This window comes from Schaalia vaccimaxillae DSM 15804 (assembly GCF_000420425.1).
Classification (GTDB): Bacteria; Actinomycetota; Actinomycetes; order Actinomycetales; family Actinomycetaceae; genus Pauljensenia; species Pauljensenia vaccimaxillae.
Genome location: NZ_ATUX01000006.1, coordinates 26,052 through 49,978, shown reverse-complemented (window position 1 = coordinate 49,978; position 23,927 = coordinate 26,052). Strand labels below are relative to the sequence as shown.

Here is a 23,927-nt window from a genome sequence, read left to right as displayed (position 1 = left end):
TCTATCGTGGACAGTCCACAGCTCCCATGTGAGTCCGCAAACGCCTGAGAGCCCAGATACGGTGTTCCTATGAATGACCAGCAAGTTCTACGCGAAGGCAGCCACGTTTCGCGCTCCTCGGCGCTATCTGCAAGTCGAGCGAAGGAATATGAGCGTTGTCCTTTGCAATACAGGCTCCACGTTGTTGATCGGATCAGAGAACCTGCAACAAAAGCAACAACTATGGGAACTCTCATCCATGCGGTGCTCGAACATCTTTTCGACGCACCCGCCCCTGAGCGGATCGATGCCCATGCGCAGGATCTTTTAAGCCAGCAATGGGCAGCGCTGAAGTCAAAAGATCCACAAGTGCTTGAACTCTTTGTCGATCAAGAGGACCAATCTCAATGGGAATCGCAAATGAGGACCATTTTGAGCCAATATTTTGCTATCGAAGATCCGAAGCGTCTTGAGCCGCACAGCAGGGAGCAACTCATTGATGCGGTAACAAATGAGGGAATCAGGTTGCGCGGCTTCATTGATCGCGTCGACTGTGCGCCCAATGGGGCCCTGCGCGTGGTCGACTATAAAACCGGAAAAGCTCCGTCACCTCGTTTTCAAGAAGAAGCTCTTTTCCAGATGCGTTTTTACGCATTGCTCTTGCAGTTAGTTGATCGTCTCCCAGCTCGTACACAGTTGATCTATCTCAAGGCCGGACAAGTGCTGACCTTAGATCCGCAGGCAGCAGATATTGAGGCGTTCAGAGTTCAGCTGAGTCAGTTGTGGTCACGCATTGAGGCCGACGCTGTCAAAGGTGAGTTCGCCCCGCGTAAAAATCCTTTGTGCAACTGGTGCGGGGTCCGTTCGATGTGTCCGCTTTTCGGTGGGACAACTCCCGAACTTGACCAGGAACGGATCCAGTGGCTCCTACAAACACGGGTCGCTTAGCGTCAGCTAATTGGCACAGGTGTCAATGATTTCGCCCGCTGTCAGACGTATAAGAGCTTCCTCGGTTAATTCCTCCAGGGAGCTCAAGCGCGAATAATCGGGACTTGCAGGAATCGCAATCTCACCTGGAATGACAACGACATGCGCACCGCTGGCTACGCCGGCGCGAATACCCGTTGGCGAGTCCTCAACGACAACGCAGTTGCGAATATCGACCGAAAGCTGCCGCGCTGCCTCCAGGTACGCGTCTGGCGCAGGCTTGGGTTGGGCGACCTCATCTCCAGCAATGACAAGGTCGAAGCCGCCGCTTGGGGCTTGTGCCGCCACAGCGCGGGCAATACGTCCCCAAGCAGATGTCACCAGGCCAATCGGAACGCCCATGCTCCTGACTCGGGAAATGAACGCCGGAGTTTCTTTCATCCAAGGTGCTCCGTGTTCGTGGATGTAGTTGGCTACGGCGTCAACTAATTCGGCTTCGACTTCGTCCACCGGACGAGGATGTGGCGCTGCGCTGAGCATGACCTCCACAGTTGTACGCAAAGGACCGCCCACCATCTGCGTGCGCATCTGGCGGGTTAACACCCCACCCATTGATGACAGGAGTTCGCCCTCACATCGCTCCCACACGGGTTCGGTATCAACAACCGTTCCGTCTTGATCCACCAAGACGGCTGCTGGTAGCTGGCTCACGACACTGCCACCGTTCCTGTGGCCGTCAAAACGCCCGTGATGAGCAGAACCGCGACCACAATGGCCACGACGATGCGATACCAGACAAACGGCATATACGACTTGGTCGAAACCAGTTTGAGGAACCAGACGATGCACGCCCAGCCAACGACAAAGGCAATGACAGTGGCTACAACTGTGGGGCCTACATCGACGTGTTCTCCTCCCGAGAACACCTTGTAGACCTTGTAGAAACCTGATGCGAAAACCGCAGGCATTGCTAGCAGAAAGGAATATCTAGCGGCTGTTTCTCGCGTGTAGCCCAGCGCGCGTCCCATGGTGATGGTGCCACCAGAGCGCGACACGCCGGGGATGAGGGCCATCGCCTGGGCGAATCCGTACAGGATCGCATCCTTCCAGGACAACTCTTTCAAAGTCTTTTCTTGTGGACACACACGGTCTGCTGTGCCCAGCAAGACGGCGAAGAAAGCAAGCATTGCCACTGTGATCCACAGATTTCTAAATGTCGTGTCAATCCAGTCTTCCAAGAGCAGGCCCAAGACTGCGATAGGGATAGAACCAACGATGATCATCCACCCCATGCGTGCGTCTGGATCCGTTGGGCTCAGGCGGCTGGCTTGAGGCCAAAACGGTAGCGCCCTGAACCAGTGTCCGATGATGCGAACAATGTCTTTCCAAAAGACGATCAGCACGGCAGCCTCCGTGCCAATCTGTGTGATCGCTGTAAAGGCAGCCCCAGGATCCGAATTGCCAATGAGCTCACCAATAATCCGGAGGTGGGCCGAAGAAGATATGGGAAGGAATTCGGTTAGACCTTGGACGAATCCCAGGATAATTGCGTCGAGCCAGCTCATGGTTTCCACTCTACGGGGCTTCGGGCGCTCAGCCGCGCTCCGGCGGGGCACACGATGTGTGGGAACGCCCACCACGTACCCTTAAAGCATGCGAATCAGACAATGCGCAACGACTGGACTACGGGTCTCTGAGCTTGGTTTAGGGACTTTGACCTGGGGGCGAGACACCGATGATCTCGAAGCCATCGAAATGCTGTCGCGTTTTATTGACGCGGGTGGAAACCTGGTGGAAGCTTCTCCTCGCCACGGCGATGGAATGGCAACGGATGTACTGGCTCAGGGACTAAATGCTTTGGGTCGACATCGCGTGGTCCTCGTATGGCGTGGCGCCGCTCGCCAAGAAGGCTCTTTCTGGGTGGCCTCCGGTGCACGCGGTGACATGCTGAAGTCTCTGGATGATTCCCTCGCCCGTCTGGGCACGGACTATGTCGACGCTTGGTTAGCTCCCTACGACCCGGAAATTCCTCTGACCGAAACGTTGGAAGCGCTGGAAACCGCGCGCTCGTCTGGCCGGGCTTACTATGTGGGAGTGTCGGGTATGCCGACTTGGGAGCTCGCTGAGGCCGTGACGAGAGCGTCGTTGGGACGCTCACCGATGGCTGTGGTTGAGGATGAGTTTTCTCTCTTGGCAGCTCGCGCTGGCAGCGGTCGGATTGACTCCCTACGGAAACGAGGTGTGGGATTCCTTGCTCACTCCCCACTTGCCTGTGGCGCGTTGACGGGCAAATACCGTCATTCGACGCCTCCCGATTCCAGAGCAGCATCGCCGCACCTGCGTTCCAGTGTTTTGCCCTATCTCAACGATGAGTCTCGCGGCATCATCGAGGCAGTGGTTCGAGCTGCCGATGGCCTAGATCGAACGCCCACTGATGTCGCCCTTGCTTGGGCTAGAGACTTTCCTGGAGTGTGTGCGGCCATTGTTGGTCCTAGGACAGCCCGTCAGCTCGATCAGCTGATAGAGCATTCAGATCCCCTGCCTGAACCTATCCGTCTCGTGCTCAATGAGGTAGCTGGGTTGCAATAAGACCTTTGACGAGGGCGAGATTTTCGCTTGGCCCTCGTCAAAGGTCTTGTAAGCGGGGGTACTTTGGCTCGCCTAGACTGCGTTCGCCTTATTAGTCATCCACGTCGATGAAGTCATCGTCTTCATCGTCCTCGTCTACATCGTCGAAGTCCTCTTCTTCGTCCTCGTCGAAATCCTCGTCATCTTCTTCATCGAGAAGGTCGAAAGGCAATTCAACGCCGAAGCGAGTGAAGAGTTCGTCATCGTAGGTGAAGAACGCATTGCGTAGCTGTTCCTCAGCGGCTTCTAACGCGTCGGCGTCAGAGTCTTCACCGAGTTGAGCCAAGGCAAAGTGCGTCTCGAAGGCATCGATCAGGCGAGTTAAAGCGTGCCGCGTCTGGGAAGTCATATAACGATCCTAGCTTCGGCGTGGCCTGACTCACGGAAGATTGAGTTGCGACCGGATAACAGAAACCATCAAATCAGTTCCCTTGATCTCGGCCGTCTGCTCTGCACCCAAGATTCTGGTCTGGCCGTCGGCATCGAGCAACTGAGATGCACCCATCGAAGGACCGAGAGGAAGGATCACCCATTCCTTGGTCGACTGATAGACGGCGTCAGGTTCTTCGCCCTCGAGTTGATTGGAAATATTAGCGATGACGACACGAGCTTGCTGGCGCGCAGCATCGGCACGCTTAGACTCACGCACATCCGTTAAATCTCCGACAGCATAAACGTTGGTATGCCCCTTGACCTGCAGATTCGCCTCCACTTGAAGGGCACCTGAAGGAAGCAAAAGTTCTTCGTATTCAGTTCCCACCAAGTAGCCGGAGTTCGCACGAGAACCGTGGCACTGGAACCAGATGTCGCCCTCAATCTCATCACCGTGCTTTGTTGCAACCTGGAAGTGCCCGAGCTCGCCGACGTTATGAGGCGGCAAGTACGCCAGTTCTGAACCGGTAATGACCCGTACACCAAGCTCGGCGAGCTGCTGTGAAATTTCCTTGCGCAGCTCATCGGTGTAGCCCGGAGTCGAAAGGATCTGCTCGTCTTTTTCGACGATCGTGATTTCGAGTTCCGGGTAGGCGTTCGCCAATTCGCCCGTCAGTTCAATGCCGACCGTGCCGCCACCAACAATCATGACTGAGCGGGCGCCCGCTAGGTTTTCGTGGAGCTGTTCGAGGCGAGCTTTGGCTACCTGAGTCTTGGATGAGGAATACTTCGCAGGGAAGGGGTAGGTCGAGCCAGTCGCCATGACCACGTAGTCAGCCTCGATAGGTTCGCGTCCAAAGACGTGGACCGTCGTGCCCTCAACCTTGGAGACGGTGCCTTGAATGAAGGTTCCGTTCTTCAAAAGATTTGTGTACGGCATGAAGATTGAGTGTTCCCAGACTTCATCCACCGCAGCGCGCAGGGCTGCAGCATGGTGAACAAATTGGTCTTTTTGCTCAATCAGAATGACCTCAGCCATCGGGTCAAGTCCCTTGGCGACGGTGACACCGCCGTATCCGCCACCGATTACGACGACACGCGCCATGTTTTGGTCCTCCTTAGGATTCACAGATCACAAGTATCTTCCCATGTGACGCGCTCAGATGCGCGCGACAAAGATCACGGGTTTACTGTTCTTCGCCCAGGCCGAGCGCGCGGCGAACATTGGGCGCAAAGAAATCTGGGCCCTTCAAAACCTTTCCATCTTCGCGCAGCTTGACCGTTCCATCGGGCATGAGCTTGGAAAGATTGGAGGCTTGGACCTCTGCAAGAACTTTGTCAAGATCGATACCTGACTCAATCCCCATGCCGTAAATCACATAGACCAGGTCAGCTAATGCATCCGCAGTTTCAACCAGGTCACGTTCATGTTCATCAGAGGCAACCGCCGCCGTGACAGCCTCTTCAATAATTCGCCTTGCCTGGGGACCATAGACCGCGCCCAGCAACTCAGCAAATTCTTCGGTAATGAGCGACATCCGCATATGGAGGCGCTCATAGTCGATGGTCGGGGCGGCGCCCGATCCCAGGCGTATAGGCATCGAATAGGTTCGGTGGAATTGCTCAACCAATGCCTGGGGTCTTGACGGGTCAAGTGCTGGGCCACGTCCGCTACCGGGCCCATCCCAGGGGGATGCAGGCTGGCGTGGATCGGAAGGGAGGATCGCCGCCTGCCATAGGTCACCACCGGAGGAACGGCGCACGCCCTCGCGCTTAAAACCACACTTCCACACAGGCTTCCAGGACGCCCAGTTATCGATGTGGGCGAACCATTCCACACGGGTAGCGCCCCACTCGTCTAAGGCAAGGTTGACTGCCACCCTGACGGCCTGCGACATAATGCCCTGGTTCCAGCGGTCGGAGCGGCAAAAGAAAGCGAGCTCGTATTGATCGGGTGTTCGGGTCGAGGCTATGAGTTCGAGCCGACCAAGAAACTCCCCGTTGTCGGCCGCTTCGATCGCCCAGTCGCCACCGCCTACATTCCACCGCTGTGCCGATCCCGCGATGTTTTCTTCCGCCATCTCAAGCGTGTACGGGAAAGGAATGGTCGTTGTTTGACTAATCCGTGGATCCTGAAGCGCATCGGTCATTGGGCGGGCGTGTTGGGGGCCCATAGGTACAAGGCGGATCGACTGGCCATCAACACTAACTGGCGTACGCAGATTCATGACTGTTGCTCCTGTTGCTTGTGGTCCCATGCACTGGACAGAATGTTACGCATCGCTGTGACTGGTTGATGGTCCTGGACAACCAATGCCCGATCAAATAGATACGTCGGTACCAGATCTATTCCCATCTGCACGCCGATTTGGAAATCAGAGAACACTTTGGCGGCGTAGTGTTCTTCAGCCATCGCGCGAACGATGTTGTCAGCCTCCATGCCAATATCCTGAGCGCAGCCGATCACTACGTCAGGGTCGGCTAGATTTAAGCCCATTTCTAGGTAGGACCGACTTAAAGCTTCAAAAAGCTTGAGCGCTGTCGTATCTGGGCCGGTGACTGTATCGCGCTCAATATCGAGTTCATGGGCCAAAGCGATAGCCCGGTGCGCGTTGGAGGTCGGGGCGACAATCACATTGTCAAAAGCAAAGACGACGCCTTCGGCTCGCCCTAGCTTGCGGAGCCTCTCATTTGATTCCTCAATCTGCTCAGCACTCACTGATCCAAACGACTCAAGGTATTCCGATCGGCTGATATCCAAGGGACCCTCAAGCTGCGGATCCAGAAAGTAGGCGTGGATCACAACTTCCACTTCGTCACGATGCTCGAATTCCGATAAGGCGGTGCGCAGGTGGCGAATACCTAGGTAGCTCCACGGGCAGGCGACATCCGCCCAAACGTCGATGTGCACGGTGACTCTCTTCCAGTAGATCGCATCCGGGTTGAGGATATAAGAAATCCCCGGAGCAAATGCTCTGGGGATTTCAGTCGTGCGCGGAGGGGGACTTGAACCCCCACCCTCTAATACGAGGACTAGCACCTCAAGCTAGCGCGTCTGCCTATTCCGCCACCCGCGCAGGTGACACACGACTTGCGTTTGAAACGTTCGCCGTGAAGCGAGAAGAACACTAACACGCTTGCGAGCCTAAAGGCCAATCGAGATGAGTCAGGATGTGAATGACAACATCAACATTAGTGAACCGACGTTGATTTTTTGCTGTTTTGGAGCGCATAGAAGCAAATTTTTGCGTCACAGCGAAGATTTGAGCTTGGAGTCCAAGGTCGAGAAGACCTTGACGATCTGGTTGATCTCGGCGTCTGTCATGCCATCAAGAAGATATTCACGCACGGTCTGCTGATGCAGATCTGTGGCAGCCAACACAGTTTCAATTCCCTGTGTGGTTAAACACGCATCGTAGCCGCGTCGATCGTCTTGGGAAGGAATGCGAACGACCCATCCGTCTTTTGTCAGGTTCGATACAAGGTAGGTCACTCGCGAGGGCGAGTAGACGACCCTTTCAGCCAACTCCCCCATACGTAGGCGATGATCTTTGGCTTCCCACAGCGCTAGAAGAATGTTGTAGTCGGGCATCGATACGCCATAGGTTCGCTTGAGACGCGTTTCAAGAATCCCCTGAAGTCTGCCCGAAGCCTCGAAGAAAACCCGCCAAGCAGCTGAGCGTCGATTACCCGCCTCGTTGATCGGGTTCATCCCCGGCCCATCCACCACTTGCCTCTCCGTTCACAGTCCGCTTCCGCGTCGCACGTATACAGGTCGGATCATATGGCATAGTTGCCGTGAATGAGCGTAGAAGAAAGGTCGCGTCGTGCCCCACTTAGGTCCCTGGTCTTGTCTTCTCTTCGATATTGACGGCACTTTGGTTGATTCTGCTCCCGTAGTGATCGGCGCATTCGAAACAGCTCTTGGCGAGTGCGGTTATCCAATCCCGAGCTACGAAGAACTCCAAAAGTATGTTGGTCCGCCTCTGTGGTGGTCTATTGATTCGCTCGGATACTTCGGTGACAAGGCCGCACATCTTCTTCAGCGTTACAAAGAGATCTATGATCAGCACTATTTGGAACCGCAACCCTTCGCTGGCATCAAAGAGCTGCTGGTCGAGCTCCGGCAAGGCGGCTATCCGATGGCGACAGCGTCTTCGAAGGATGATTACATGGCTGAAGAGCAGATGCGTGTCCTGGGTTTTGATTCTCTCCTCGACGTTGTTGCCGGCGCGAACTCTTCGCGAGAATGCACGAAAGCCACGGTTATTGCAGACGCTTTGGAATGCATGGAAGCCATGGGACACGACGTATCCGCTCCCGTACTCATCGGAGATTCCATTTGGGATATCGAGGGCGCCCACGAAGCCGGATTGCCGGTTATTGCAGTGGGCTGGGGATACCCGGGAGAAGGTGGCTTATCCGGCGCGGATGCCCACGCCGAAACTTTGGCAGATCTACGCGAACTATTGTTGCCGCATTCGCGCTGAATCGGATTAGCGCAAGTCTCGTGATCGCAGGGTTAGCGCCAGCCTGATTTCTTCCATCGCGTGAGCCTTAATATTGATCGCTCCGTCGGCGTACTCGACTCTGCCCCTAATTTCGAGAGCATGTGCTTGTAGTGCCATGCGGCGAAAATGGGTCCACATATTCTTCGAACAAGACACGTTTAATAGCCCTGTTTCATCTTCCAGAGACAAGAAAATCACTCCATACCCCGTGTTGGGACGCTGTCTATGAGTGACAATCCCGCACACTTTGATGACTCGTTTATCCAAGTTTTGTGTGACATCGTGATTCGCAATAATTCCGCGGGCTTGTAACCACGGTCGTAACACCTTCAAAGGATGATCTTTGACTGTTAAAGACGCAGACTCATAGTCAGATTGCAGTTCTTCAACCGGTGACATTGCACAAAGCGAAGGAGGGCGAACACCAACTTCGGTTCCCAGCAAAAGGGCTGGTGCCATTGCTCTTGTCCCAAGGCCCCAGAAGCCCATATTCCTTCTCTTCGAGAAACTCCCAATCTGTCAAGGGCTCCGGCGCGCGCAAGGAGCTGTAATTCTCGAGAACTTAAGGATGCTCTGGAAGCCAAGTCAGCCATTCCAGCAAACGTTCCACCCGTATCACGACAAGCGACAATACGATCCGCTGCAGTACCCAATCCTTTGATCTGATCAAGACCAATTCGCACAATGGTGTTCTCGTCGCAGTCCAGGGTGACGGGAGCAATCGGAGCAGGAGCTGGCGGGTTATTACTGTCTGCGCGGTGGGCATGAGCACGCTGACGGGATAGCTGAACATCGGGGCCACCCACGCGCACGCCGTGTCTTCGTGCATCTTGAACCAACGAGGCCGCAGGGTAGAACCCCATGGGCTGGGCTGCTAAGAGAGCCGCATAGAATTGCTTGGACGCATGGACTTTAAGCCAAGCTGAAGCGTAAACAATGTGGGCAAATGAAAATGCGTGTGATTCGGGGAATCCGAAGTCTGCAAACCCCTTCAACTGGTTGTAGATCTTATTGCGCGTATCCTCATCAATTCCTCGCTCAGCCATCCCGTTCATCAGTGCGGGCTTGAGCGCTTCCATACGTTCCGCACTGCGCTTAGCTCCCATGGCTCTGCGCAGTTGATCTGCTTGGGTAGCGCTAAAACCAGCAGCATCAATGGAGATACGCATCAGTTGCTCCTGGAAAATAGGCACTCCTAAAGTTTTCTCTAAGGCCGGTCGAAGCAAAGGGTGCGGATAGGTGATCGCTTCACGGCCCTGGCGCCTGCGCAGATATGGATTCACCGCATGGCCTTGTATAGGCCCAGGGCGGATCAACGCTACTTCGATGACAATGTCGTAAAAACATCTAGGAGCCAGGAGCGGCAAAGTATTCATCTGCGCCCGAGACTCAACTTGAAATACTCCGACCGTGTCGCCAGCACATAGCAGGTCATAAGTGCGAGGGTCGTCCTCGGGAACACAATGCAAACCCAGGATCTGTCCACCACGGCCTCGTTTCCCCTCATCAGCAAGGGCCTCAAAACAGAGCCTGAGTGCCGTCAGCATTCCCAATCCCAGTAGGTCGAATTTGACCAGGCCGGCATCCGCACAATCTTCCTTGTCCCACTGCAAGACAGAGCGATTGTCCATCGCTGCCCACATCACCGGGCAGATCTGGCTAACAGGTTCATCTGTCAGGACCATGCCACCGGAATGGATTCCCATATGACGTGGGAGCCTGTTTAAAGCAGAAGCTACTTTTTCAACGAGGACGGGGATTTCCTCATCGTTTTGGTGATGCGCCGTTGTGTCGTTTTCGCTATCTTCCTGAGAATCTACGACCTCATCCCTCCATCCCATACGACGCCGATATTGCCCTGCGCTTTTACTCCAAGCTGCCGCCACCCCCGATGGATAACCCAAAGCTCTCGCTGCATCGCGTACAGCAGAACGTGGCCTATAGCTGATGGCATTGGCAACCTGCGCTGCCCGATCACGCCCATAAGTCTCATAAACATGCTGGATGACTTCTTCTCGGCGCTCAGCCTCAATATCGATATCGATATCAGGGGGCCCGGATCTTTGAGCAGAAAGGAAGCGCTCAAAAAGAAGCTGGTGGCGAACCGCGTCCACGGCAGTGATCCCAAACAAAACACACGGCAGAATTGGCTGCAGAACCGCGTCCTTGAGCCAGAATCCCCTTGCTACGACAGAAGTCAATAATCTCATTGACAATGAGGAAATACCCGGGAAAATCCAGGTCGGCAATAATGTCGAGTTCACGTTCGATAGTGCGCCAGGCCTGCGGATTGTCACTGGCAGATCCATATCGACGCCTCGCTCCCCGATAAGTCAATTCGCGCAGCCATGAAGCGGGAGTATGTCCACTGGGGACGTGAGTACGAGGCAAATGGGGTGCGACCAGACGCAAATCGAAAGCGGCCTGTCGAGCAATATCACAAGCGTTGGCAACATCGTCTAAATGATGCCGATGGATCTGGACCATTTCTGAAGCGCTTCGTAAGAAAGTACGAAAAGCCGGCAAGTGTGGTTCAGCCCGTTCCAAAGTCCGATTGAGTCGAGTGGCGCACAGGACATCGCCAAGAGCCTGGGAGTTTGGCGTCGCACAACGCGCACCAGTCGTAGCCACCAGTCGCAGCCCTCGACGGTGAGCAAGGTCAGCAAGACGATCTGACTCAACGCGACTATCGGTGGGCAAAGCACAATTCTCAACAACAACACTTTCGCGGCCAAAGAGGCCAATCAACAGGTCAAGCATCTTCTCTCCTGCTGGCACTCCTCCCTGGGCAATCGCCCTTTTTAAGGGACCTCGCGCGGTCCCTGTCATAACAATCCAATCGCGAGAATGCTCAGATAGATCTTCCAACAGATGAGCGGATTTGCGCCGACCAGGGCGAGCAAGGAAGTGATCGCTCATGGAGGCACATAAAGAGGTATATCCCCTGGGAGAAGTCGCAAGAATCGGCAAGCGAATACCCGGATCTTCAGCTCCTGCTACTAGCCCCCCACCCCGCTTGATCTGTCGAAAAAATAAGGGGGAGAATTGTTTGTGATCCAGTGTCAGCTCTGATCCATAAACAATTGGTAGCCCACTATCGCGGGCAGCCATTGTCACCTGAATCGTTGAGTACATTCCATCAACATCAAGCAACGCTAATCCCTGTAGCCCCAGGTCTGCGGCCGTGTGAACAAGATCAGCGGGGGGCATCGCAGCCATCAAGAAAAGTAAAAGCCGAATGAGCGTGAAGCTCTGCGTATTCACAGGGTTCGACTGATCGTGTTGGTAGCACCCAACAAGTGTATCGAACATCTGTTCGATACGCCTTTTGTTCCTCCGGTTGAACAATTAGTCTCAGACCATGAACACCATGCTGGCAGCACGCCTAGCCGCTATCGATAACTTGACTCTGCAGACCCAAGAGCGGCCAACCCCAGGACCCGGAGAAGTCCTCCTCAAGATTGAATCAACAACAATCTGCGGCACAGATCTGCGAATTGTAACTGGCGCGAAAACGCAAGGAGTCACAAAGAACGTCATCATGGGCCACGAGATTGCCGCCCGCGTTGAATCAATTGGCGAGGGATCCACGTGTCCACCTGTGGGCACCCAGGTCGGCCTCGCACCCGAATACGCGTGCTACAGGTGCGACACCTGCCAATCGGGACGCTCAAATATCTGCGAAAATATGCTGCTTTTTGGCACCACCATTGATGGGGGCCTTGCTGAATATCTCCTCGTTCCCGCTCCCGCAGTAGCGGCAGGAAGTATCGTCGCTACCTCATCCCCTGTTGATCCGCGTGTTCTGAGCCTGGCCGAACCTCTTTCCTGCTGTTTAAGGGCTCACCGAAGTTTCAACATTGAGCCACAATCCACGGTGCTTGTTTTAGGAACAGGCCCAATAGGGCTTATGCATATTGCCTTGTCACAATCTGGCGGTGCCCGCAAGATCATTGCTTGCGGACGCCCCTCTCGTTTAGCTCCGGCCGTACAAATGGGAGCACACCACACGACGAGCGCTTCGGGGCAAGACCTCATCGATGAGGTCAAGGCACTCACATCAGGACGCGGCGCCGACCTCGTCATTTTGGCTGTTGGTTCAACCGAACTGGCCCACGCAGCTCCTTCAATGGCGGCAGTTGGGGCGACCATCAGTTTCTTCGCGGGTTTTTCTCCTCGCGACCAGGTCGTCTTAGATCCCAACGCCATCCACTACCGCGAGCTCACCGTGCGCGGCAGCGCGAATGCAACGGTCGCTGATTATGCCGACGCTGTTCGAATGATCTCCGAAGGTGAAGTACGCCTTGATTCCCTTATCACTCACACCTTCCCCTTAGAAAAGGTCGCAGACGCTTTCCATGCTCAGCGCACACGCCAAGGCCTCAAGGTTGCTGTCATTACCGATGAAGAATCACTGAGATAACAAAGACCGCAGGTCCTCGATATCAATCCTGCCACCTGTGCCGCCACCCTCGATCACGGATGTCACTAATTGCCGCTTGCGTTCTTGAAGGTCTAAGACTTTGTGCTCAATGGTGTCTTGAGCAACCAGACGATAGACGTTGACCTTCTTTGTTTGACCGATTCGATGAGCGCGATCGACAGCTTGAGCTTCAGCCGCTGGATTCCACCACGGATCCATCATGTAAACGTAGTCGGCTTCAGTCAGCGTCAATCCGGTACCTCCGGCTTTCAAAGAGATCAGGAAAACCGGGGACTGCCCTGAACGGAATTGCTCAATAACTCCTTGACGATCACGCGTTGACCCGTCTAACTGAACGACACTTAGACCTCGCCGTTCGAGGACGCGACGAATGCGCTCAAGGAATGACGTGAATTGGCTAAATACCAATACCTGGTGTCCGCGGGGCACGATTTGGTCGAGTTGTTGAGCCAAGAATTCAATCTTCGAAGAACCCACATGATCGTAGGAATCATCGACCAAAGCTGGGTCCAACGCGAATTGGCGCAGTCTCGTAATAGACGCCAGTACATCGATTCGATGATTTGAATAGTCGTCTATGAGGGACAGGATCTTGGCGCGCTCGCGGGTCAGGAATTGGTCGTAAATATGCCGGTGTTCCTCGCCGAGCTCAACTTCAATGACGGATTCAATCTTATCGGGAAGTTCGGGGGCAACTTCTTCCTTCGTTCGACGCAGAATAAAGGGGGAGGTCAGACGATGGAGCCGCTCTAGGGCCTCACTGTCGTCTTCCTGTTCGATTCTTCGGCGCATCGAGTCGTTAAACGTTTTCCATCCGGGCAAAAGCCCCGGAGTTGTCAGTGACATGATGGACCACAAATCAGTCACAGAGTTTTCCACCGGCGTACCTGTTACGGCAAAAGTCCACGGCCTGCGAATCCCAGCGAGTGCTCGATGGATCGCAGTGCGCGGATTCTTGGCTGCCTGAGCCTCGTCAATGACCAGACCGCAGAACTCCTGCTCGCTAAAGTCATCAACCTCGAGACGCAAAATTGTGTATGAGGTCACCACCACGTCCGCACCCTGACAAATCTGCGCCAGAGGTTGAGATCTGCGGCGCGCCGTCTCGGTGACGGTGCGGACCTTCAGGTTCGGGAAGAAACGTTCGGCTTCATGCTTCCACGTCGTCAGCACCGACGTCGGTGCGACAACGAGGACGGGGCCTGACGGCTGGGATGAGTCCTGTGAGGATTCGAGGATCGATCGGATAGCCGACAAGATCTGGATTGTTTTGCCTAGGCCCATATCGTCTGCGAGGATCCCGCCAAGTCCCATACGTGCTCTTACAGTCAACCAGTCGTGACCACTTGCCTGGTAGGGACGCAGCTGTGCTCGACACGAGGGCGAGACAGGTAAAGGTCCGGCGGTGCTGACTCCTCTGAGCATGTCGAGACGTTTTGACCAGGTCTGAGAGGCAGTCACATCGTCGGCGGCGCCTTCAAGGTCATCCCAGAGCCCCATGTGGATGAGCGAAATGCGCGGCTGATCAAAGATTGACGATTCTGCCGACAGCATCTGAGCTTCATCCAAGAGACTCTTGAGTACGCGAATGCGTTCTCCGTCCAGACGTACCCAAGTTGAATCAGAGAGTAAATACTGTTCGTCGCGCGCCAAAGCACCCAAGATTTCTTCGAGGGCGACTTCATGGCCACCAACGTCGATACGAACTTTGAGGTCAAACCAGTCAGATGGGCCATCTTGGATGGATGCGGATATACGCATTCCGCGATCATCGACCTTGATATCGGCAACCTCGGCAGCAATATCCCAAACTAAACATGGATCCTGCATGGTCTGGACAAGGTCTTTGAGCAACTCTGGAGTCCGCCATGCTGGTAAGCGAATTGTTGCCGGTCCTGGCTGATAAAGGCGCGACGGCGCGCGTTTTCCAAGTTCGTCAACCATTTCCGCCAAGTCTTGAACCTGAGGATCGTCGAGGGCTCTGGACAAAAGTATTCGCGACGTCGACCCGCCGAAGTCAAATTCGGCCCACCACCGCACAACAATAGAATCGTTGTCTTGCGTTCGGACGGTGGCAACAACCTGCGGTTGGGCCTTGTCCACGATCTCAAAACTTCGATCCGAAGAAGTCAGGCTGAACTGGCGGCGCAAAGAGGGCAACCAATTGGCTCTAAAATCTGCCAGATCGTGACTAGGGATTTCGATATTTCCTGTCGCGGGCATGGCCTCCAGCAGACTGATGCCATTGACTCGTGCTAGCCTCGTTCCTCCCTCCAAGATGAGCATTCCCATCGCTGCGTTTAATCGTGGGCGCCGAGCGATCTGCTCACCGTTGCGGGCAACCGGCACCAGAGCCAGACCTTCTTGTGTTGCTTGAGCATCCAGATCCAAATCCCATGTGGATCGATCTAAAACTAAAGGAGTTAGGGGATCTAGGGAGGCAAGAAGTGTCACTCCTGCGCGCGATAGTCGTGTGAGCCACCCAAAGGCTTGGTCCCCCAAAGATCCCAAGGCAACCTCGCCGCGCGAGTGCCACTGTTCTGATTCCCTGGATATCCTGTATCCCTGACGCATGAGTGCCAGATGAGTGGCGTTGATGCCGTCAGTGACTGACTCCCATTGGGTTGAGGTTAGATCAGGCCAGGTGGCACGTTTTTCTGTCCACGCCACCCGGGTACCTGGTCGAAGAGGGCGCAGCCAAATCTCACTGGATGGGTCGTGCGCGTCGACGAGCAGCCCCAGGGGCTCACCTGAAATTCCTGATTCCCCGATCATCTGCGCAAGAGCGGTTTTCCATCCTGATTTTTCAGGCTCAAGTTCACGCGCTTGCTCGCGCAACGCAAGCAGTGCCGCTACCGCGTGCGCACAGTCTCTTCCAATAGTGCACGCACAAGTCAGCTCGAGTCTGCCCACACCATCGGCAATCCATGTTTTGTACGACAGTCCGGTGTCTTTAACGCGCGCGCTAGCGCTGCCTTTTCCGTCCCACTGGGTGCTTTCAACCTTGCCGGTACGCCACAGCGTTAATCCTTTAGCCCAGGTTGACGGTCCAACTTGGAACATGATGTCGGAGTCGTCAAGAACGCGAATCGCGTATGAAAGTGGCGTGGCATTGCGCATCCCGCCAGTCTATGACAGGTGCCAATACTGTGCGGTGACGGCATCTCGACTACTGATCGTAGAGCCCCTCTATGAACCAGCGGTTATGTCTTTGAACCAGAAGAATATCGCCGCCGCCTCTTCGACTAACCCTGAGATAAGCACGCGGTGATCTGTCGTGATCTACCCCTTCCCACCATCGCCCTAGAACCGGCCAGGGGCCTGACACCAGATCAATTGCAAGGATTCCACGGCCGTCAAAAAGTTCATCCACATCGCGAGGATTCAGTGGAGTATTTGTCTCAAGTAGACGCAAATAGCAAGGGTGAGCGTTGAGTGCCCCACGAGCAGTCACTCGTATCGGTGCTGTGAGAAAGCAATTCAACACCGATGGGATTGTCATAGAGCGTCTGGGGACTCAGTTCTAAACTTCCCGCCCATTCGCCCCCTTGACAAGGAGGATCTTCATCTTGTCCCCAAGGCAGCATGACAACCCGTGATCGAGGATCGAAACCGCCTTGGAGTCGCGGAGTCATCAAGGCCTGCTCTCCAGGTAAGGATTGGATCCTCCTAGCACTGCGCAACACTTTTGAATCAAGTCCCGCAGTGCCCCATAGTCCTTGCGGCGCATAACCAGGCACAGGATCATGGGCGCATAGGACCATACTTTTGACACTCGCGTCCTTGTATCGTGAATCTGCACCTTGGTCACTCAGCGCCTTGAGAACCCAGCGGATACGATCCGCTAACGCATCTTGGTCTTCAAGGTCAATTCCTCGCCACGAACGAGTCACCACACATTCTTGAGCATTATGGATGCTGATAGTGATGAGGTCACTGGTGATCCCCGCTTCCTGTAGACGCTGGAAGAATCCTTCACACAGACGTCGAATAGGCAAGGTGAGGGTATCGAGCCCCTCCCCGCCCTCGTCTATGTCGATGGATGCATAGATGTTGTCAAGCGGACACTGCCGTGGTTGCGTCCACAGCTCACGACCATGGGTGAGTTCCCATAGCCTCTGCGCAATCTGACCAAACCTGGTGACTAGAGCCCGTTGTCCCATCTGCGTTAAATCTGCGCAGGTTCGCACACCCAGCGCATGAAGCAGGTCCAGCACCTGCACAAAGTCCTGGTGTAGCCGTGGGGGAACGACTTCGAGCACTCGACGTAAAGGAATGGCGGCAAGAAATTGCCCCGTTTGTTCGGATTCAACGATGATTCCCTGGCGGGCAGCCTCGACTGCCGCAAACGCTGCGTCACCAACGCCAACAAAACACTCAACCCCAGTCGCTTCCTGAACAGCGTTGACGAGATTTTCGCTGGCTTGTTCTTCGCTGCCTGCCCATTTCGCAGGCCCTGCAGCCCGAGCCCAAGCTAATCCGGGCCGCAGGCACTCAACTCCGGCAGCGACCTGATCAAAAGCTGCCAGCACTGGCTCAAAGGCTCTTCCCTGACGATCAGGATCTTCAGCCATCACGATGAGTTCGGGGCAAAGATACTGAGCCATCGTTACTTTCATCCCGGCACGAACCCCACCGCGACGGGCATGAGCTGACACATGCGTAATGAGATTTTTACGTGCAACAGCTCCTTTGCCTCCGGGAGGCAGATCAACAGCCAGACTATTCGTGGGCCAGTCGGGTACCCATAAAACAATTCGTCTCATCAGCTAGCCTGCCGCTTTGAAGCCGTGATGAGCGATGATGCTTCGTGACGGGAGCGTGAGATCCCGTCCCACGGCTCCAGGGTCAGAATGTGTCGCCCTTGGGATCGGGTCTGGGCCGCGAGCCGACGGCGCTGCTGGTGAGTTAAATCAACCGCGCCAAGACACACAACATCAATACCCTCAAGCATTAAAGAACACACGTACCCCGCGTATTCCCGTGTTCGAACAACGAGTACTCGCTCAAGATCAAGTCCCGCACGCGCTGCTGCTTCCCACCTCACATTGGCAGTAGCAATCATTCCCACCCATCCTCTTTCTGGGAGGAGATCAACCACTGTGGGCATCAATTCGTAGGTGCGCACATGCATCACAGGGAATGCAAGGCCACGCGTTTCAGAGATATCATGTCGGCATCTGACTCCCATGGCGTTTTCTGCACTGCGCAGCATTGCCCGTGCATTCTCGAGGCGCTCGCGGCGATCCACACCTCCCCCTTTCGAACATTTGTTCGAAGTTTAGATCTGCTCCCCCGCATTTGCGTACCGGTCAACACTTCCTTGACAACACCGTCTTGCGGGAAATTCCAGCTTCGACCGCAGGCTCTTTATTCGGCGTATCGCCTCAACGGTGGCAGGATATGAGCGTGCTTCACATCATTTTCTTTGAACCGGAGATTCCAGGAAATTCTGGGGCCGCTATTCGCCTCTCCGCCTGCACAGGCTCAATGCTTCATCTAGTCGAGCCGCTTGGTTTCGACATGGATGACGCTAAGCTGCGCCGCGCAGGGCTGGACTACCACGACCTCGCCCACGTTCAGATTCACCCCGATCTCGATTCGGCCCTTGCGGCGGTGCCAGGCAGGATTTGGGCCTTCACCGGCCACGGATCAAGGATGTATACGGACGTGAGCTATCAAGATGGCGACGGACTGCTTTTTGGTCGCGAATCTGTCGGCCTATCTGCCGAAGCAATGGAGCACCCACGCGTTGAAGATTTGGTGCGAATTCACATGCTTGACGGTGTTCGCTCGCTCAATCTTGCGAACTCAGCATCGATCGCCCTGTACGAGGCATGGCGCCAAATTGGTTTCCCCGAAGGAAACTGACTTCAGCTACGCCTTTTGAGCATGGGGCGCTCTACTTGCTCGGCGAGTTCAACAATCCTGCGCGGATTAGACCACCACATCCAAACCACTCCGATGATCGCGACAATTACGGGAAGGTAGTAGAAATCCCTGCCCATATCTGTCCACGCTGATCGGGCCATACTTAAAGTGGGAACATCTAGGCCTGCGATCCATAAGACGATTGGACAAACCAAGCAAGCACTGACGCACACCCATCCAATAATGCGCATTCGCCGACCGTTGTGCGTCAGTCCCAGAGCTGCAGCAAGGTAGACGAGGCCTGCTACGAGGGCCAGGATCACTGGACCCAGCGGTCCGTCCTCGTAGCGAAACAGGTCAATAACGGCAACCGTAGTAACCCAGGCTCCAAATACCCAGTAGATCACCATGACGAGGCGCCCCAACCCCAGTGCCGGTGGGCGTGTATCAACGGATTCAACGCTGCCGTCGAAGTTGGGAGGATCCAGCGTCGGATCTGTCATAGCTTCCTCCTTGCGCGAACAGATGCATCCTAGCGTGGCGTGAGCGCAGTCCAGAAGGACAATCAGTGTTAACAATGTGGGCGGTCCCACCACTAGTCATGCTCATCAGCAACGACATTTGACTCAACGAGTGGGACAATAGGCCCAGATGGCCCCTGTGGAGGGTCACGCATATTGCAACAACACCAAGGAGTGGAATCTCGTGACCGAGCCCGAATACGATGTCGTAATCCTGGGAGCCGGTTCCGGTGGATACGCCACCGCCCTGCGCGGCGCCCAGCTGGGACTAAAGATCGCCCTCATCGAGGGAGATAAGGTCGGCGGTACTTGCCTGCACCGCGGATGCATTCCCACAAAGGCTTATTTACATGCCGCCGAAACAGCCGATGCGGTTCGCGAATCTGCAGCCTTCGGCATCCAGTCTTCTTTCGAGGGCGTGGATATGACGCAAGTCGGAGCTTACCGCGATTCTGTCGTCAATAGGATGTACAAGGGCCTGCAAGGCCTGATCTCTTCGCGCGGCATCGATGTCATTAACGGTTGGGGGAAGCTAACCGCCAAGGATACGGTGACGGTCGACGGCAGGGCAATCACTGGTCGCCACATTGTTTTGGCGACGGGCTCTTACTCTCGTTCCCTGCCCGGTTTGGAAATTGGCGGACGCATTATTAGCTCCGATCAAGCTCTGCGCATGGATTGGGTTCCTCGTTCAGCCGTCATTTTGGGTGGCGGAGTCATAGGTCTGGAGTTTGCTTCCGTGTGGCGTTCCTTTGGCGCTGAGGTCACCATTCTTGAAGGCCTTCCTCACTTGGCTAATAACGAGGACGAAGCGATTTCTAAGCACTTGGAGCGCGCATACCGCAAGCGCGGAATCACGTTCCACACCAACACTCGTTTCGCCTCTGCCACTCAGTCCGACGCCGGCGTGAACGTGACAAGTGAAGACGGCAAGTCTTTCGATGCCGATGTTCTTCTCGTTGCCATTGGACGCGGCCCGGTCACCGAGGGACTGGGCTATGAAGAGGCCGGAATCAAGATGGATCGCGGATTCGTTTTGACCGACAAGCGTCTACATACTGGTGTTGGCAATATCTACGCGGTTGGTGACATTGTTCCCGGCCTCCAGCTGGCCCACCGCGGTTTCCTTCAGGGCATTTTTGTTGCCGAAGAGATCGCAGGCCTCAAGCCAAACCTCATGGAGGATTCAGGAATTCCTCGCGTGACCTTCTGTGAACCAGAAATCGCTTCCGTTGGTTTGACAGAAAAGCAAGCACGCGAAAAGTACGGCGACTCGGTCAAGACCGTCGAATACAACCTGGCAGGCAACGGAAAGTCCACGATCCTGGCCACTTCGGGCATTATTAAGCTCGTTTCCATTGAGGATGGACCGATCGTTGGTTTCCACGGAATCGGCGCCCGTATCGGTGAGCAGGTCGGTGAGGGCGAACTCATGGTTAACTGGGAGGCGTACCCTGAGGATGTCGCCTCTCTCATCCACGCTCATCCGAGCCAGAATGAGTCAATCGGCGAAGCTGCATTGGCTCTGGCCGGCAAACCTCTTCACGTCCACAACTGACCCTCCGGAGGAGATCATCATGGCAACCGCAGTGACTATGCCCGCACTGGGCGAGTCCGTGACGGAGGGAACCGTCACTACTTGGCTTAAGAACGTCGGCGACACCGTGGCCGTTGACGAACCCATCGTGGAGGTTTCCACAGACAAAGTTGATTCCGAGGTCCCCTCGCCTGCCGCTGGCATCCTGATCGAAATCCTCGTTGGCGAAGACGAGACTGTCGAGGTCGGCACGAAGATCGCAATGATCGGTGACGCATCGGAGGCCTCCGAATCACAAGAATCGCAGGCCAAGGAGGCTCCGGCTCCCGCTGAGTCGGCCTCTACTGAGCCTCCCGCACAGTCTTCGACTTCTGCTGAGCCAGCTGGCCCGGCTTCCGGCATCGAGGTCAAGATGCCTGCGCTGGGAGAATCTGTCACCGAAGGAACAGTGACAACGTGGCTGAAGGCTCTGGGTGACAAGGTCGAGGCGGACGAACCTCTGCTCGAGGTATCCACCGATAAGGTGGACTCCGAGGTCCCCTCTCCCGCCGCGGGTTACTTGACGGAGATCCGAGTCCAAGAGGATGAAACCGTTGAGGTTGGAACGGTTGTTGCCATTATTGGCGATGAACCCACAACGTCGGTTTCTCCTGATCTTGCGGCCCCAGATGAGGCGCCCATTGAGGGCGAAGGAGAGTCAAACGCTCCTGTGCCTTCCTCCCAGCCTGAGCCTCCAGCAGCCCCAGCTGCTACGGCGCCGCAGCCTCCCGCAAATCCCTTCCCAACCGCACAATCTTTGACAGAACAAGCAGCTTCTGGGGCAACCACAAAGGAAGCGCCTTCGGCTGCTGGCGCAATTTCGGGCGGCTACGTGACCCCGATTGTTCGTAAGTTGGCACGTGAAGCTGGCATTGATTTGTCCGAGGTTTCTGGCACTGGCGTCGGTGGCCGGATTCGCCGCGAGGATATTGAGGCAGCGGCCGCAAAGAAGGCTCAGGCTTCGGCTCAGCCCGAAACCCAGGTTTCTTCCGCTCCTACCTCCACCTCCACAGATGAGGCTCGCGAGCCTTCGCCGCTACGTGGCACGACCGAAAAGATGTCTCGCCTACGCCAGACCATTGCTCGCCGCATGGTTGAGTCACTGCAGGCTGCTGCTCAACTCACAACGGTCATTGAGGTTGACGTGACGAAGGTGGCGGCGCTGCGCGCACGCTCAAAGGATGCGTTCTTAGAAAAGAACGGAACGAAGCTGACCTTCCTACCTTTCTTTGTTAAGGCAGCGACCGAGGCGCTTCAATTCCATCCGAAGATCAACGCCACGATCGAGGATAAAGAGGTGACCTACTTCGACCACGAGCACATTGGTATTGCGGTTGATACGCCTCGCGGCTTGCTCGTTCCGGTGATCAAGGATGCTGGTACGAAGTCGATGGCTGAGATTGCTTCATCGATCAACGATCTGGCTGCCCGTACTCGTGATTCAAAGGTTGGCCCCGAAGAGCTCTCCGGTTCGACCTTCACAATTACGAATACGGGATCTGGCGGAGCCCTTTTCGATACTCCGGTTCTCAATATGCCTGAGACTGCGATCCTGGGCGTCGGTGCGATCGTCAAGCGTCCCATGGTAGTCAAGGGTGCTGACGGTTCCGACTCTGTCGCCATTAGGTCGATGGTCTACTTAGCTTTGTCCTACGACCATCGTTTAGTCGATGGTGCTGACGCGTCGCGCTACCTCACGGACGTCAAGAAGCGTCTTGAGGCTGGTGACTTCGAAGCAGATCTGGACATCTGATTTCTTCTTGGGGAGGGACGCCGCAGCGGTGTCCCTCCCCTCTTTATGCCAGCGGTCGCATACGTGTTGCTTTGATGGGGGCGCCTTCAAGGACGAGTTCAACGAGGTGTTCTTGTTGCGGACCCCACTGGCGACATTGGCCTGCCTGACACGTCTGGGAGCGATTTTGTTGGATGACGGCCTCGACAATCATCCTTTGCGATGAGCAGGAGGAAATTGTTTGGACTGTACCGGCCGTAGAGATGTCTTGAAGCGTTGTCCCGCTCGCGACAAGTTCTTCGATTGTGCGGGTGTCTATCTGAAGTAGTTCTGCGTCCAGCACAGTAGCAAGCTGGTCTACTGAGGTACTTTGAAAAGCTAAGTCACGCTGTCGCAGAATCTCATCGAGTTGGTTTTGCGCGTCTTGGAGTGAGCAGCGGTGCTGTGGCCGGAGCGCAGATTGAGCGGGAAGATCTAAAGAATCGATCGTCTCGTCCTGCGCCCACCACGTAAATCCCGATGTCGCTGCCATCACCGCAACCGCAGTCAGGCCAAGGCTCAGGCTCAGCGGGATAGAAGGACGTTTTCTTGGGCGTTTGATGCCATGGCGTCCTTTTTGTTGAGGTGAAATAGTTGGCGTAACGGCGGCGGCTCTACGTAAGTCTTCAACGGCATTGGTCGGGTCGATGAACATTTTGGCAATCAATTCCTCATCGACAGGTTTGACCGTGTCGTCCTTGTCAGTAGTTTCTTGCGCATCGTCGTCATCGTGTATTCCAAGAGCCCGTGCAATACGTTTCAGAGCCACAAAGTCAGAGGATGGACAAACGGAAAGGTCCAGTGTCCATCCTGGGGTTCCTGCATCGTCCGTTGGCAGGTCGATGAGGTCAATAATCACCGGCGAAAGGCGTTGATCAATAAGGACATTGGAGACAGATAAATCCCCATGCACTACGCCAGCTTCGTGGAGAGCCTCGAGCCCGCGCCTCAATCCTCGTATGATCATGCGCCGTGTTGCCAGAGGCCGTAGTTCGTCCGAAGTTAAGAGGGATTCCAGGGTGCGCCCTCGCACACGCTCTTGGACGATTGCACAGCGTCCATCGTCGTGTTGGGCCACATCAATGAGACGCACAACGTATTGCGAATCGACGTTGGCCCAGGCTTTCCAACGTTGACGACTGCGCTGAGCTTGGTTGGCGGATCTGAGGGCGACGAGGGCGGGGCAGCCGTCGGCTGTTGTGGCCCACAACGGCCCTCCAGCTGTCATAAATGCAATCTCGCCGAACTCGTAGCCATTAATATTCATACGTCAAGTTTTCCGTGCGCACCGCGGGTATCTCAATGAGTGATGAAGTTCCTGTGGATA

The 23,927-nt window shown here is 55.3% G+C and carries 19 protein-coding genes, 1 tRNA gene and 1 pseudogene; 7 read left to right on the top strand and 14 right to left on the bottom strand.

From position 1 onward, the window contains the following. The first annotated feature begins 69 nt into the window (after positions 1 to 69). A complete protein-coding gene (locus G439_RS11000; protein ID WP_022867756.1) occupies positions 70 to 927 on the top strand; it encodes a RecB family exonuclease in 858 nt (285 codons plus the stop codon). A gap of 6 nt (positions 928 to 933) precedes the next feature. Here G439_RS11000 and G439_RS10995 read toward each other — a convergent pair whose 3' ends face one another. Then, positions 934 to 1,617, bottom strand: coding sequence for an HAD family hydrolase (locus G439_RS10995; protein ID WP_022867755.1), 684 nt, complete (start codon positions 1,615 to 1,617; stop codon positions 934 to 936). Further along, positions 1,614 to 2,471 carry an undecaprenyl-diphosphate phosphatase gene (locus tag G439_RS0103245; protein ID WP_022867754.1) on the bottom strand — a complete coding sequence of 286 codons (858 nt, stop codon included), beginning with the start codon at positions 2,469 to 2,471 and terminating at the stop codon, positions 1,614 to 1,616. The genes G439_RS10995 and G439_RS0103245 overlap by 4 nt, the downstream gene beginning before the upstream one ends. Before the next feature lie 88 nt (positions 2,472 to 2,559). Between G439_RS0103245 and G439_RS0103240 the strand changes: the two genes are divergently transcribed. Continuing rightward, positions 2,560 to 3,495 carry an aldo/keto reductase gene (locus G439_RS0103240; RefSeq protein ID WP_022867753.1) on the top strand — a complete coding sequence of 312 codons (936 nt, stop codon included), beginning with the start codon at positions 2,560 to 2,562 and terminating at the stop codon, positions 3,493 to 3,495. A 91-nt stretch (positions 3,496 to 3,586) separates the two neighbouring features. Here the strand turns inward: G439_RS0103240 and G439_RS12600 are convergent, their stop codons facing one another. From G439_RS12600 to G439_RS0103210, 6 genes are all read right to left on the bottom strand, one after another. Next, positions 3,587 to 3,883, bottom strand: a complete 297-nt coding sequence (locus tag G439_RS12600; protein WP_022867752.1) for a hypothetical protein — start codon at positions 3,881 to 3,883, stop codon at positions 3,587 to 3,589. A gap of 30 nt (positions 3,884 to 3,913) precedes the next feature. Beyond that, positions 3,914 to 5,011, bottom strand: coding sequence for an FAD-dependent oxidoreductase (locus G439_RS0103230; RefSeq protein ID WP_022867751.1), 1,098 nt, complete (start codon positions 5,009 to 5,011; stop codon positions 3,914 to 3,916). Between the two features lie 82 nt (positions 5,012 to 5,093). Then, positions 5,094 to 6,134, bottom strand: coding sequence for a GNAT family N-acetyltransferase (locus tag G439_RS0103225; protein WP_022867750.1), 1,041 nt, complete (start codon positions 6,132 to 6,134; stop codon positions 5,094 to 5,096). After that, the gene (locus G439_RS0103220; protein ID WP_026459341.1) at positions 6,131 to 6,817 is read right to left on the bottom strand and encodes a DsbA family oxidoreductase; all 687 of its coding nucleotides are present in this window, start codon (positions 6,815 to 6,817) and stop codon (positions 6,131 to 6,133) included. The genes G439_RS0103225 and G439_RS0103220 overlap by 4 nt, the downstream gene beginning before the upstream one ends. An 80-nt stretch (positions 6,818 to 6,897) precedes the next feature. Further along, positions 6,898 to 6,983 (bottom strand) — tRNA-Leu (locus tag G439_RS0103215). 173 nt (positions 6,984 to 7,156) lie between these two features. Continuing rightward, complete coding sequence (locus tag G439_RS0103210) at positions 7,157 to 7,618, bottom strand: MarR family winged helix-turn-helix transcriptional regulator (protein ID WP_022867749.1); 462 nt, start codon at positions 7,616 to 7,618, stop codon at positions 7,157 to 7,159. Positions 7,619 to 7,733: 115 nt separating this feature from the next. Between G439_RS0103210 and G439_RS0103205 the strand changes: the two genes are divergently transcribed. After that, positions 7,734 to 8,396, top strand: a complete 663-nt coding sequence (locus tag G439_RS0103205) for an HAD family hydrolase (RefSeq protein ID WP_022867748.1) — start codon at positions 7,734 to 7,736, stop codon at positions 8,394 to 8,396. 6 nt (positions 8,397 to 8,402) lie between these two features. On the opposite strand, the pseudogene G439_RS10990 reads toward G439_RS0103205, so the two are convergent. Continuing rightward, positions 8,403 to 11,709, bottom strand: a pseudogene (locus G439_RS10990) (error-prone DNA polymerase). 69 nt (positions 11,710 to 11,778) lie between these two features. Between G439_RS10990 and G439_RS0103195 the strand changes: the two are divergent. Further along, positions 11,779 to 12,840 (top strand): alcohol dehydrogenase catalytic domain-containing protein, encoded by a 1,062-nt coding sequence (locus G439_RS0103195; protein WP_341532744.1) that lies wholly within the window; start codon positions 11,779 to 11,781, stop codon positions 12,838 to 12,840. Here G439_RS0103195 and G439_RS0103190 read toward each other — a convergent pair. The 3 genes from G439_RS0103190 to G439_RS10980 form a co-directional block, all read right to left on the bottom strand. Next, entirely contained in the window at positions 12,829 to 15,981 is a 3,153-nt protein-coding gene (locus G439_RS0103190; RefSeq protein ID WP_022867746.1) for a DEAD/DEAH box helicase, read from the bottom strand. The two genes, G439_RS0103195 and G439_RS0103190, sit on opposite strands and share 12 nt — an antisense overlap. A gap of 281 nt (positions 15,982 to 16,262) precedes the next feature. Beyond that, on the bottom strand, positions 16,263 to 17,627 hold the full coding sequence (locus G439_RS10985; protein ID WP_083940768.1) for a DNA polymerase Y family protein: 1,365 nt from the start codon (positions 17,625 to 17,627) through the stop codon (positions 16,263 to 16,265). Continuing rightward, positions 17,627 to 18,112 carry a hypothetical protein gene (locus G439_RS10980; protein WP_022867745.1) on the bottom strand — a complete coding sequence of 162 codons (486 nt, stop codon included), beginning with the start codon at positions 18,110 to 18,112 and terminating at the stop codon, positions 17,627 to 17,629. Before G439_RS10980 ends, G439_RS10985 begins: the two co-directional genes overlap by 1 nt. A gap of 158 nt (positions 18,113 to 18,270) precedes the next feature. Between G439_RS10980 and G439_RS0103175 the strand changes: the two genes are divergently transcribed. Continuing rightward, entirely contained in the window at positions 18,271 to 18,732 is a 462-nt protein-coding gene (locus tag G439_RS0103175; protein ID WP_022867744.1) for a tRNA (cytidine(34)-2'-O)-methyltransferase, read from the top strand. A gap of 2 nt (positions 18,733 to 18,734) precedes the next feature. Here G439_RS0103175 and G439_RS0103170 read toward each other — a convergent pair whose 3' ends face one another. Continuing rightward, a complete protein-coding gene (locus tag G439_RS0103170; RefSeq protein ID WP_022867743.1) occupies positions 18,735 to 19,235 on the bottom strand; it encodes a hypothetical protein in 501 nt (166 codons plus the stop codon). Positions 19,236 to 19,437: 202 nt separating this feature from the next. On the opposite strand from G439_RS0103170, the gene lpdA reads away from it, so the two are divergent. Continuing rightward, complete coding sequence (gene lpdA, locus G439_RS0103165; RefSeq protein ID WP_022867742.1) at positions 19,438 to 20,811, top strand: dihydrolipoyl dehydrogenase; 1,374 nt, start codon at positions 19,438 to 19,440, stop codon at positions 20,809 to 20,811. Between the two features lie 19 nt (positions 20,812 to 20,830). Next, positions 20,831 to 22,582 (top strand): 2-oxoglutarate dehydrogenase, E2 component, dihydrolipoamide succinyltransferase, encoded by a 1,752-nt coding sequence (gene sucB / locus G439_RS0103160; RefSeq protein ID WP_022867741.1) that lies wholly within the window; start codon positions 20,831 to 20,833, stop codon positions 22,580 to 22,582. A 43-nt stretch (positions 22,583 to 22,625) separates the two neighbouring features. On the opposite strand, the gene G439_RS0103155 is transcribed toward sucB, so the two are convergent. Then, positions 22,626 to 23,867, bottom strand: coding sequence for a protein kinase domain-containing protein (locus G439_RS0103155; RefSeq protein ID WP_022867740.1), 1,242 nt, complete (start codon positions 23,865 to 23,867; stop codon positions 22,626 to 22,628). Positions 23,868 to 23,927: the final 60 nt, after the last annotated feature.

Bases quoted from the DNA above. Each gene is read 5' to 3' on its own strand.
- G439_RS11000 (WP_022867756.1), top strand. From the start codon at position 70: ATGAATGACCAGCAAGTTCTACGCGAAGGCAGCCACGTTTCGCGCTCC.
- G439_RS0103245 (WP_022867754.1), bottom strand. From the start codon at position 2,471: ATGAGCTGGCTCGACGCAATTATCCTGGGATTCGTCCAAGGTCTAACC.
- G439_RS0103240 (WP_022867753.1), top strand. From the start codon at position 2,560: ATGCGAATCAGACAATGCGCAACGACTGGACTACGGGTCTCTGAGCTT.
- G439_RS12600 (WP_022867752.1), bottom strand. From the start codon at position 3,883: ATGACTTCCCAGACGCGGCACGCTTTAACTCGCCTGATCGATGCCTTC.
- G439_RS0103230 (WP_022867751.1), bottom strand. From the start codon at position 5,011: ATGGCGCGTGTCGTCGTAATCGGTGGCGGATACGGCGGTGTCACCGTC.
- G439_RS0103225 (WP_022867750.1), bottom strand. From the start codon at position 6,134: ATGAATCTGCGTACGCCAGTTAGTGTTGATGGCCAGTCGATCCGCCTT.
- G439_RS0103210 (WP_022867749.1), bottom strand. From the start codon at position 7,618: ATGAACCCGATCAACGAGGCGGGTAATCGACGCTCAGCTGCTTGGCGG.
- G439_RS0103195 (WP_341532744.1), top strand. From the start codon at position 11,779: ATGAACACCATGCTGGCAGCACGCCTAGCCGCTATCGATAACTTGACT.
- G439_RS0103190 (WP_022867746.1), bottom strand. From the start codon at position 15,981: ATGCGCAATGCCACGCCACTTTCATACGCGATTCGCGTTCTTGACGAC.
- G439_RS10985 (WP_083940768.1), bottom strand. From the start codon at position 17,627: ATGAGACGAATTGTTTTATGGGTACCCGACTGGCCCACGAATAGTCTG.
- G439_RS0103170 (WP_022867743.1), bottom strand. From the start codon at position 19,235: ATGACAGATCCGACGCTGGATCCTCCCAACTTCGACGGCAGCGTTGAA.
- sucB (WP_022867741.1), top strand. From the start codon at position 20,831: ATGGCAACCGCAGTGACTATGCCCGCACTGGGCGAGTCCGTGACGGAG.
- G439_RS0103155 (WP_022867740.1), bottom strand. From the start codon at position 23,867: ATGAATATTAATGGCTACGAGTTCGGCGAGATTGCATTTATGACAGCT.